6 protein-coding genes are annotated in these 11,332 nt (G+C 58.6%); 2 read left to right on the forward strand and 4 right to left on the reverse strand.

Annotated elements, in window-relative coordinates; genetic code table 11:
- Positions 1 to 26 precede the first annotated feature (26 nt).
- Complete coding sequence (locus PMI37_RS02865; RefSeq protein WP_008077858.1) at positions 27 to 1,586, reverse strand: TerC family protein; 1,560 nt, start codon at positions 1,584 to 1,586, stop codon at positions 27 to 29.
- Between the two features lie 343 nt (positions 1,587 to 1,929).
- Entirely contained in the window at positions 1,930 to 2,970 is a 1,041-nt protein-coding gene (locus PMI37_RS02870; protein WP_008077860.1) for an Ldh family oxidoreductase, read from the reverse strand.
- Between the two features lie 240 nt (positions 2,971 to 3,210).
- Between PMI37_RS02870 and PMI37_RS02875 the strand changes: the two genes are divergently transcribed.
- Positions 3,211 to 7,995, forward strand: coding sequence for a dermonecrotic toxin domain-containing protein (locus PMI37_RS02875; RefSeq protein ID WP_008077862.1), 4,785 nt, complete (start codon positions 3,211 to 3,213; stop codon positions 7,993 to 7,995).
- A 61-nt stretch (positions 7,996 to 8,056) separates the two neighbouring features.
- Here PMI37_RS02875 and PMI37_RS02880 read toward each other — a convergent pair whose 3' ends face one another.
- Positions 8,057 to 8,326 carry a PepSY domain-containing protein gene (locus PMI37_RS02880; protein WP_008077864.1) on the reverse strand — a complete coding sequence of 90 codons (270 nt, stop codon included), beginning with the start codon at positions 8,324 to 8,326 and terminating at the stop codon, positions 8,057 to 8,059.
- 152 nt (positions 8,327 to 8,478) lie between these two features.
- Here PMI37_RS02880 and PMI37_RS02885 point away from each other — a divergent pair, with 152 nt between their 5' ends.
- Positions 8,479 to 9,483, forward strand: coding sequence for a FecR family protein (locus tag PMI37_RS02885; RefSeq protein WP_008077865.1), 1,005 nt, complete (start codon positions 8,479 to 8,481; stop codon positions 9,481 to 9,483).
- A gap of 56 nt (positions 9,484 to 9,539) precedes the next feature.
- Here PMI37_RS02885 and pvdQ read toward each other — a convergent pair.
- Positions 9,540 to 11,332: bifunctional acylase PvdQ (gene pvdQ, locus PMI37_RS02890; RefSeq protein WP_008077867.1), on the reverse strand; the 1,793-nt coding region annotated here is incomplete at its 5' end.

Here is an 11,332-nt window from a genome sequence, read left to right on the forward strand (position 1 = left end):
CGGCAGCTCCTACAGGGGTAAGTGGTTCAGGGTTGGTTTTGGGTCAGCAATACCCGTGTCACGCGACGCTCTTCGACCTTGACCACGGTCATTTGCCATTCCTCGTAGTCCAGCCGATCGCCAACCATCGGCAATCGATCGAGCAAGCTCATCACCAACCCGGCCAACGTCTGGTAATCCTCGGTCGGCTCTGCGCCGAACCCGGTACGCTGCCGAACTCGCATCAGGTTCAGCGCGCCGCTGACCATGAACCCGCCGTGCTCCTCGATCACATCCGGGCCTTCGATTTCGCTGGCATCAGGCAGCTCGCCGGCAATCGATTCGAGAATGTCGGTCATGGTCAAAACGCCGACAAAGTCACCGAATTCATTGACCACGAAGGCAATGTGGGTCGAGGCCGCACGCATTTGCTCCAGCGCGTTGAGGATCGAATAACTGTCGAGCAGATTGATCGTCTGGCGTGCAAGGTGTTCCAGATTCGGCTCTTCGCCGGCCAGGTATTCCTTGAGCAACTCCTTTTTGTGCACGAAGCCCAACGGCTCATCCACCGCGCCATCACGAATCAGCGGCAGACGTGAGTAGGAGGAGTGCATCAACTTCGTGCGAATGCGCTCGGCATCGTCTGCCAGATCAATGCAGTCAACATCCGCACGCACGGTCATCAGTGCCCGAATCGGCCGTTCGGCCAATTGCAGTACACCACTGATCATTACCCGCTCGCGTCGGTCGAACAGCTCCGCGATCGGTGCGTCGCCATTATCCAACAGGTCGGAAATCTCTTCGCCGACCTCCTCCACGGCCAGCTTGCGGCCGCCCAGCAAACGCATCACCGCATGCGCCGTACGCTCGCGCATCGGCCGCAAACCCTGCATGGAGCGCTTGCGTCGGGCCCTGGCGATCTGGTTGAACACCTCGATCAGGATCGAGAAACCAATCGCCGCGTACAGATAACCTTTCGGGATGTGGAAGCCCAGGCCTTCGGCCGTCAAGGCGAAACCGATCATCATCAAAAAGCCCAGACACAGCATGATCACCGTCGGGTGCGCATTGACGAAGCGCGTCAATGGCTTGCTCGCGACGATCATCAGGCCGATGGAAATGATCACCGCGATCATCATCACCGCCAGTTCATCGACCATGCCCACAGCGGTAATGACCGCGTCCAGCGAGAACACTGCGTCGAGTACCACAATCTGCGCCACGATCGGCCAGAACAGCGCATACGCCGTGTTACTCGAACGCTCGCCGACATGCCCCTCCAGACGCTCATGCAATTCCATGGTGGCCTTGAACAACAGGAACACGCCACCAAACAGCATGATCAGGTCACGGCCGGAAAAGCTCTTGTCGAACACTTCGAACAACGGCTGAGTGAGCGTCACCAGCCAGGAAATACTCGCCAACAGGCCCAGGCGCATGATCAGTGCCAGCGACAAGCCAATGATCCGCGCGCGGTCACGCTGATGCGGAGGCAGTTTGTCCGCCAGAATCGCGATGAACACCAGGTTGTCGATGCCCAGCACCAACTCCAGCACGATCAGTGTCAAAAGTCCCAGCCAGGCCGTGGGATCCGCTAACCATTCCATAAAATGTCTCGATCTCTCTTCAGTGAATTCAGGCTGTCGGACACGGCAAAGTGCAACGCGAAAGCTCTGAGGCTGCGTTGTCTACGATGTTCGGGAGTCGGAAAACTGGATGCTGCGAGTGCGTCAAGACCGCGCCATGGCGCAGGGAAAACGGAAAACTGGGAGGCTCCGAGAGGGTGTTCATGCAAGTCCTGAATGGAAAAAGGCCTTGAAGCGTACAGGCACTCGCAGGCATTTCCCCAGCCACAAATTATTTCAAAATCTGTAAGAACGCCTCGGCAATCGCCCTGTAAGGCTGGCTGCCGCCTTCCGCCCGGTAGCCATTTTCACCCGAGTGAATCGCTTAAAATCCTGCCAGGTGCTGAAGTTGTTCCAGGGTCTGCGCCTCCAGCACAATCCCTCGCTCCAGAGATTTTTCCCGCTGCAAATGTCGACGATCACCCGGCAGGCGCTTGAGCCCGACGCCGTGCATCTGCCGCACCAGTTCATGACTGCGCTCGGCAAAACTCTGCCCGGCGGCTTTGCTCGGATCGATCACGATCAGCAATTGACCGGTCCACGGGGTTTTCGCGCCGGGATGATTGTTCCAGTCGAATTCGAAAGAGAAATTGCCCCCCGTCAGCGCCGCCGCCAACAACTCAACCATCATCGACAGGGCCGAGCCCTTGTGACCGCCGAACGGCAGCAACGCACCGCCCTCCAGAATCGCTTTCGGGTCCTGCGTCGGCTGACCAAGGCTGTCGACGCCCATCCCGGCCGGCAAACGCTCGCCTTTACGCGCGGCAATCTGCACATCGCCATGGGCAATGGCGCTCGTAGCCAGATCGAAGACAATCGGCGCAGCCCCCGCACGTGGCGCGGCGAAAGCGATCGGATTGGTGCCGAACAGCGGCCGGTCGGCGCCATGCGGCACCACGCAGGTCATGCTGTTGACCACACTCAGGGCCACCAGACCTTCTTCGGCGAAAGGTTCAACGTCCGGCCACAGCGCGGCGAAATGATGCGAGTTGCGAATGGCCAGAACCGCGATGCCGGCACTGCGGGCCTTTTCCACCAACAATGGCCGTGCCGCCTCCAGTGCTGGCTGGGCAAAGCCGTTGGCAGCGTCGACCCGCAAAAACCCCGAGGCGACATCTTCAACCTGCGGCACTGCCTGCCCGTTGACCCAGCCGCTGTTGAGGGTCGACACATAACCGGGAATGCGGAACACGCCATGGCTGTGAGCACCGTCACGTTCGGCACCCGCGCAATTGGCGGCCAGCGATCGGGCGACGGCGGCAGACGTACCGTGGCGCAGAAAAATCGTTTCAAGCAGTTGCGTCAACGCCGCCAGCGACAGCGTTGATGAGACAGCAGACGACACAGGATCGGATGGCGCAGACATCTGAAGCTCCAGATTAATTATTGGAGGGAACAACAGCGTACGAACTCGCGAACCGATTAATCACGCCGCCAAGGCAACGTGTCAACCCTCGAACACGACAGGCCGGGGCAACGGCGTCACAGATTGGCACATTGCGCCCGGCTGCGTGCGGTAACTATGTACCACCTGCCGGCCCCCTGCGACTCATAACCTAGAGCCTCAATCTATCGGCGCTGCAACGCGCCCCGTCGAGACTCGATCATGTCTGCAGCTGTTTCTCCGTTGTTGTTTCCCGAAACCCTGAATTCGCCCGGTCTCTGGAATGAGCTAAGGCGAACGCATGGGTTGTCACACAAGGAATTCGACTGGCTGGCCCACACCCAACTGGCCACACAAGCGCTACGTAGCCAACAGATCCCGCCGATGCTGGCGCAGCGCATCCTGCTCAGCGTCACAGGCCTGCCCGCCGTGCCATTGGCCGGCTGTTTTACCCTCGGTGCGACCCCGGATGACGGCGGCGAGATTCTCTACACACCTTATGAAGGCATCAAAAAGCACCACAGCCGCGCCGACCTCAAGGAACAGCTGAAAAAACGCCTCGATACGCCGGGCACCGCCGAACGTTTATTGGCGTTCCTGCCGATCAGTCAACGCCGGCAGCTGCTGGAAGCCGATGACCTTCAGATCAGTTTTCAAAGCATCGGCGACGATATATTCGACAACCAGCGGGCAGGCATCACTCAAGCCCAGCAGGTAAATGCGCAAGCGATGCTGGCTGAACTGCAGCAACTCCCCTCCCTCGCTTCAATGATCGAGCACGTCCTGCAAGGGTTGCTCCGTGACGCATTCCCCGGGGTGCAACAGCGTCACACGCGCGTCAGTTTTTACCTCAGTCCTGATCTCGGTATGACCCGACACTGGCTCGACGTCCTGAGTTTGAGCGACGCCGTGCTGATGTATTACCGACACGGAAAATGGCCGCAAGGCTCACTGCACGAGTATTCCAATCCGGCGCAACCGCCGGCGCTGGCAGATCAGGCGCAGTGGGAGAACGCCGTTATCAGCGCTGCAGGTAAATTGACCGTGCTGCTGTTCGAGCGCCTTGAAATGTACTGGCGGTCGCCTTGCGCAGAGGGTTCCACGCGTCGCGATTTTTTTGCGCAGGCACTTGAAGATCAGGCCCGCGCCGACCTGTTGCTCAAACGAGAAACCAATATCATTGATGCTGCACAGTTCACGACCTTGCACGCCATGATAGAACCGCTGCCGACAGTCTCTCGTCTGCCCACCATCGAGACCGTGCGCATGTGGGAGTACCAGGCCAACTATGTCGAACTGGCGGGCTCGTTGATGATCAGCCACACCAACGCCTACCTGTACACACCGACCCACGGCCTGCAAGTACTCAGGGATTACTCGGATCTCAAGCAAACCCTGCTGAGCAAGTTCAAGCGTGCCGGTCACGAGGACGAACTGTACGGGCTGTTGAATCTTGAGGAACGCAACCGTTTCATCGGTTTCGATCACCCGCAGGTAACGGGCGAAGTCATTTCCGGCGAGATTTTCAAAGTATTGTTTGAATTCATCCTGACCAAACAACGGCGTAACGTCGACTACGCGTTGCAGGTGTTCCGCCACAGCGATGGTGCCGTTGACGCACATGCCCTCTGCGACAAGGCGCTGGATATCCGCACGATGCTCCACGAGCAGTTGCTGACGCTCGACAGTTTCGAACGCTGGAGTACCCGCCCGATACTGCTCGGACATCAGCAACCCTCGCAGGTACTGGCCGACAAAACCACGATTGCGATCAAATCGTTCGACGACGTCAAAACCCTTCTGGCCGCCGAATTCGCTGCCCAACCGTTATCGCCCGCGACTGATCAGCGGGCCTATCTGGAGAACATGAAAGCAAGGCTGGCGCATGCACTGTTCGTGGGTGTGTGTGGCGAAGCAGAACTCAGGGTCATCCACGGCACGCTGCAACGCCCCCAGCGGGCAATTGTCGATGCGGTGTTCAATGCTGACCAGCCGACACGCAAGGATCGACGTTCCCTCAACGGTTTTCGCCCGGACGCCTGGTCCCTGACGGTGAACGTGTCCGGGGAGAACAACCCATTGCCTCTCGATCAGTGTGTTCTTCTGACTGAGCGCGGCGGACTCGATACGGAGCACTCCGGCCGGGTGATGCTGTGGACACCCGCGCTGGGACTTCAGGCATTCGACAGCATTGTCAGTGCTCGAAAAGCATTGAACCAGCGACTTCAGGACAGCGTTCAACGACTGGCGTTGCTGGAGAACCTGCGCGCCTATCCACAAATGCTCCACCGCCGATACTCGTTAGGGCCGTTGCAGTTGATCGAAGGCAATGTACTGGATGCCTGCATGCAATCGGCGATCGAGCTCTATCTCGCTCGTGCCGAACAACTGCGCAAGCGCCTGCCGGATCATGCACAAATGACTCAGGCACTGTCTGTTCTGAGAAACAATCTGCTCGAAACCAATCTGCAGCGGGCCACCGACCTTGCCCAGGCCATCCGGCAACAACAATTACTTCCGGCATGGCTGGGCATGGCGCCGCTTGCCGAGCAACAACGCCACCTCGAACTGCTGGAGCAATGGCGCAACAGCGTTATCGATGACAAGGACTACCTGCACGGTATTGCCCCCCTGGCCCGCTATGTACGTGAGACGCTGCAATCGTTGCTGGAAGCTCGATTTGCCGGGCGTCATCTGGACCCGCTACAGATCGAAATCACCCCTGATCTGGCGCTCGTCGGGCCGGCACGCAACCTGGTCGAATTCGCCTTGAACCACGTCAACATCGCCCAGGGCACTGGCTTCAAAGTGGCCTCAAGCACCTCGCAGGCATTACCGGCCGGCCTGGATCAACAGGCTGTCCGCCAGATGCTCTTGTCCCTCGCCATCCCGACTGTCTACGCCAAGACGGTGACTGACACGCTTTCGCAAAACACCCCACAGGCCGCTGTGCGCAAGCAGCGTTTCTTACGACAAGTTCCCTGGCAACTGCTGCAACATGCCCACGCATTGAAACTGCAACAGCGCTTGTCCGAGCAGGCCTACGACCTGATCAGCCAGGTGCTGGACATGCCGGATGGCAAGGCACGCGCCAGCGTCGAGGGCGCTCATGCGCGCGTATCGCCGCTGGCACTGATCAAGACGCCCGGCGCTGCACCGGTGGAAACACTGGCAATGTACGTGATCGACTCATCGCGACCTGGCCCAACCGTGCTCTACACACCCTATGCCGAGGAGGCGTTTCGCGAATTCGCCAGCGAGACCGATCTGATCAGCGCGCTGAATACGCCGGGCTCACTGCAGGATTTGCTGATTCGACGCTCGCCCGAACATCAGCAAGCATCGTTGCGCGGTTTATTAGCGTCGAGCGTCGGCGAAGCCAGCGAAATGACGTTATCGGTCAATGCCGTCGACAACCATTTCCTGTCCCGTTTGTACCAGGACAACATCGCCCTCTTGCCGCACCTGCTCGCCAGTCAAGTGCAACGTACTGCCCAAGCGGATTGGGAGGCGGCCAAAAACCTCTTCAGCGATGGCATCAAACTGATCTCCGGCCTGTTGCCGGGCAAACTCGCCTACGTGTCATTTCTCTGGCAAAGCTACAAAGACTTCAAGGACTCCGCCGAAGCCTTGCAGGATCATCACTGGAAACGCGCGCTGAAGGCGTTTATCGCCGGTGCTCTGCAAATGATCAGCATGGGTCGTCTATCGATGGAGGAATCCGCTGAAACCGCTGCGGAGAGCGCGTCGCAGCCCCGGCAAATCTCTCCAGCGCCCGTCCATCGCACCCGGATAAATCCGACGGCACCGTCACGCACCGAGTTGCAATCGTTCGAATCCACAGCCGTCGCATTGTCCGAACTGCGCCATGACGCCGAAAGCGCGACTTACCTCAATACCCACGACGGACGCACCTACGCGGCCATTGCCGGCAAGGTTTACCGTGTCGACAAACCAGGTGTTGTGTGGCGAATGGTTAACGACCGTACCTATGGTCCCAGTTTGCATAAAACTGCCACGCAACTGGTGCTGGACCCGGACCGGCACACCATCCACTACGGCAAGGCCATGTCGAAAATGTACAACCGGTATGCGACCGACCGCGAACGCCGACTGGTGCTGAACATCGAAGCACACGGTATGGAGGATATTCGCGCCAAACACCCGGACAAGGCGCGCATGTTGGTCCAGGCCGTCGATATGGCCCGCTACTATGCGTTCAACAGCCTGCACAATCTGGCGCAGTTGAAAAGGGACCTTCCCGGAACGCGTCTGGATCGTTTCCTCAAGTCGTTTTTTGATGTAAACACCGTCGACAGCACGCTTCTCGGCAAAGTGAAAAACGCGATCGTCCCCGTCTGTACGGCGCTGGTGGATCCTGCGGAAGATCTGATGAACACCGATCGTTTCATCATCGGCTCGAACAAATATCCCGAGGCCAACCTGATCGCGTTTGTGCTCGATGATGACGAGCATCGCAAGGTGCATTTCACCGAGAAATTCTTCGCCCAACAACTGGATTGGTACAAGTCTTCGCTGACCGAACCTTTCAATGTCGACGGGCATGCCCAGGCGTCCATTCTGATCCATGAATTCGCTCATCAACGTTGCAATGCCGTCGACATTGCCTCGCTGGAAGCCCGACGACCGTTTACCGATCTGATTGAAACGATTACCGGCCAGGGCGCGGCGATGAAAAACTCCCAGCAGACCTTCCAGCGTGAGGCGCTGTCTCTGGCGACCCCGCGACAAGAGTTGTTTTCCCGCTGGAGCGACAAGCGTCAGTCGTGGATCGGGTTCGATCAGATCGCGGAAATGTCCAATGTCAGCAAGGAAATTCTCGACGCGACACTGAGCCCCACACTGGCGGCGGCACGCGACGCATTCCTCGATCAACAGACGCCTTATCCGCGAATTGAGACGATCTTGCGCAATGCCGATTCGATTGCCTTTCTGATTTGCGAGATGGGCAGGCAGCTCGATCCGGTGCCGGCTGTTTCGCCGTAGCCCAGGCAAAAAAAATGCGCAGGCCTGGCCTGCGCATGTGCTGGTTGGTTTGAAGCGCGGGTCAGTCCTTCTGATCCCTCAAGATATTGCCGGAAGCGCCATCGATGCGAAATTCGTAGACCACGCCATCAGCCTTGCGCCCTTCGCCCTTCCAGTAGCCATTGTTGTCGGCTTCGATTTCATAGACTTCAACGTAACCGGCCTTGGTCTTGACGGTTTCGATGGCTTTTTCAATGGTAATCCAGCCAGCACCTGGCTTGTCCGCCCATGCAGCACCCGCACTGAGCAACGTGGCAGTGGCAATCACGGCGGCGAAGGTTCTTTTGATCATTTTTTCACTCCATTTATGGATAGTAGTCAGTGGCGTCCTGCTTTTTGGGCGTCAGAGCGAAAAATAAGTTCCACTTTGATGGTTAATTGCCATGACTGATGTTCTCGGCAACTTCCCCTCAAGGTTAGAATGTGCGAAATCAGGACGAGTCAATGACCCAAGACACTCTATCGGAAGCCGAATACGATGCGATCACTGATGCCGCCGCGCATTGGTGCATGCGTCTGCACGCCGCCGACTGCACGGACGAAGAGCGTCGCGCATTCGAACAATGGCATGCCGCTCACCCCCTGCATGCGTTCGAGTATGAGGCCATGCTGGAAATCTGGGACGTTGCCGAGCATCTGCCGCGCCCGGAACCTGCGCCTGTCGTGCTGCCAGGCAGCCAGCGTTCCCGTCCATGGCGTCAATATGCGGTAGCTGCCGGTGTCTGTGCGCTTGCGCTGCCACTGGCGGCGTACACCGGCTGGAATCTCGGCTGGTTGCCCAACAGCTATCAGCATTTCGCCGCCACTGCTGCGGTGCGTCAGGTGACCCTGAGTGACGGCAGCCAACTTGAATTGAACCTCAATACGGATCTGACCTTCAGCAACTACAAGAATGAACGTCGCGTCACGCTGAAAAAAGGCGAAGCGTTCTTCACCGTCAGCCACGATCTGACCCACCCGTTTATCGTTCGTGCAGGCGAAGGCCAGATTCGCGTGACCGGTACGCGGTTCAACGTCTGGTTGTATGAAGATCAGGTGCGGGTGAACCTGATTGAAGGTTCGGTACTGGTGACCAGCGATGCCACACTGCCGGGCGATGGCTTGCGCCTCGGGCCGTCGATGCAGGCCCGTTACAGGCACGGTGATTACATGCCGCAGATCAGCCAGACCTACGCCAACGACACAGCGTTGGCCTGGCGCAGTGGCAAACTGGTGCTGGACAATCTGGCCCTCAATGAAGCGCTGCCGCTGATCAACCGTTACCTGAACAATCCGTTGATGCTCGCCGACACCAGTACCGGCTCGATTCGGGTTGGCGGCGTCTACAACATCAAAGAGCTGCACAATCTGGTGAATTCCCTGCCCAAAGTGCTGCCGGTCTATCTGACACGCAACAAGGAAGGCAACCCGGTCATCAACTCGTTGCCGCAAAAACCGGTAAAAAACTGAAGGCCACCTCCTTTGACGGAATGTGGCCCTCGGGTCTTGCTGTAGAAACAATCCAGTTATTGCGCCGCGACTTTCCCTGCCTTATCCACGGTCTCGACGACCGTCTGCACCTGATACTGCGGGTCCGCCTGGATCTGCTGCTCGGTAAACGGCAACACACTCCACTGCTTCTTCGAAAAGGCCTCGGTCTGGTCACGCGAGTATTTCGACGCTGGATCGCTGGACAGCGAGAACGCCAACAGCCCCTGCGCATGCGGTCCTTTTTCATCGAACGTCACGACTTGCAGGTAGCTGGTGCCACTGACCACCTCAAGTTTGCCATCCTCGCGCGGAACACTTTGAATCGCGTTGTAAATACCTAACGTCCCCGGCCCGCCGTGGATAGGCGTCTGTTGGCCACCACTGCTGACCACCTGGATATCACCCCAGCGCGTTTGCGCCTTGAGGCCCATTTTGCCGGTCGACTCGGCAGAGGCCAGCATCGCTTCGCGCAGTGCCTGTGCCACGGCCGGTTGCTTGACCGCCAGACCGCGCGGGGTATGTTGCGCATCGTTCGGATCGAAGGCGACGCTCCAGATATCCGGCGATTCCTGCAGCGCCTGCATGATGTGCTGGAAATGCACCAGGCCCAGGCCGGAATCGAGGTTTGCCCGACCATCCCAGGCTTTGAGGCTGGCGCACACAGGCTTCAATGTCGCTGCGTCGGCACTCAGGCCAGCCGCGCAAAACTTCAGCAGATCCGGTACCACCAGCGTCGCCAGATACACCTGATCGTCCATGACCATTTGTTGCAGGTCCTGCACCGCCAGCGAGCCTTTTTTGCTCAGTTGACCCAACCGGTCAAGGGCGAACCGGGAGCGTAATCCCAGCGGTTGGCCTTGCTGACTGATCAGCGGCGAGAAACCCGTCAATGGTTGCGCGGGGTTGGCCAGCCATGCGGAATCGTTGGAGTGCTGGACAAAGTCCTTGCGCAGCAATTGCGGTAATTGACTGGCGGCATAAATACCCTTCTGCGCCGCTTGCGGATCAATGTCCCAGGCGCAGGCGCTGTTGGCGCCGTCCAGCACGATCATCTGCAAACCGGCACGCGGGTCACTGCATTTGGCCAGCTTGTCGACGCTGACATTCGGCACCACCGACAGATTCATGTACAGCGTCTGCCCCTGGTCATCCACGGCCAGGGTATTGACCCAGGGAATACCCTGAATCTTGTGTACCGAATCCTGCAAGTCCTTGAGACTGGTGGCCTGATTCATCGCGTACCACTGCTTCAGCACACGGTCGTTGTCGAGATTGGCATCACGCAGGCTGTAAGCAAACTGGTTATCCCAGTCGAGCTTGCCCGGCCATTGCACAATCGGGCCGAACTGCGAGCTATAGACGTCACGCGCCACCGGCACCACTTGGCCGTCGGCCTGTTTGACCTGCACAGTCACGGTCTGCTTGCTCATCGGCAGCGACTGACCGTCCAGCAGATAGCGTGTCGGGTCTTTCGGATCAAGCTGAAGGCGATACAGCGTGAAGTGCTTGGACGAGTCGACGGTGTGCGTCCACGCCAGATGCTGGTTGAAGCCGATATTGATCATCGGCAAGCCGGGCAATGCGGCGCCCATGACGTCGAGTTTGCCGGGGATGGTCAGGTGCATCTGATAAAAACGCATGCCGCCCACCCACGGGAAATGCGGATTTGCCAACAACATGCCACGGCCATTGAATGAGCGCTCGCTGCCCACGGCCACCGCGTTGCTGCCACGGTCCAGGGCAAAACGCTGCTGACGCGCGTCGGCCAACTGGTAAGCGTGGTTGTCGTGCTCGACGCGCGCGGTGGCTTGCGGCGGCGTGGCGCCCG

The sequence above is a fragment of the Pseudomonas sp. GM80 genome (assembly GCF_000282515.1).
Taxonomy (GTDB): domain Bacteria; phylum Pseudomonadota; class Gammaproteobacteria; order Pseudomonadales; family Pseudomonadaceae; genus Aquipseudomonas.

Coding starts and splice junctions, on each gene's coding strand:
- PMI37_RS02865 (WP_008077858.1), bottom strand. CDS start 1,586: ATGGAATGGTTAGCGGATCCCACGGCCTGGCTGGGACTTTTGACACTG.
- PMI37_RS02870 (WP_008077860.1), bottom strand. CDS start 2,970: ATGTCTGCGCCATCCGATCCTGTGTCGTCTGCTGTCTCATCAACGCTG.
- PMI37_RS02875 (WP_008077862.1), top strand. CDS start 3,211: ATGTCTGCAGCTGTTTCTCCGTTGTTGTTTCCCGAAACCCTGAATTCG.
- PMI37_RS02880 (WP_008077864.1), bottom strand. CDS start 8,326: ATGATCAAAAGAACCTTCGCCGCCGTGATTGCCACTGCCACGTTGCTC.
- PMI37_RS02885 (WP_008077865.1), top strand. CDS start 8,479: ATGACCCAAGACACTCTATCGGAAGCCGAATACGATGCGATCACTGAT.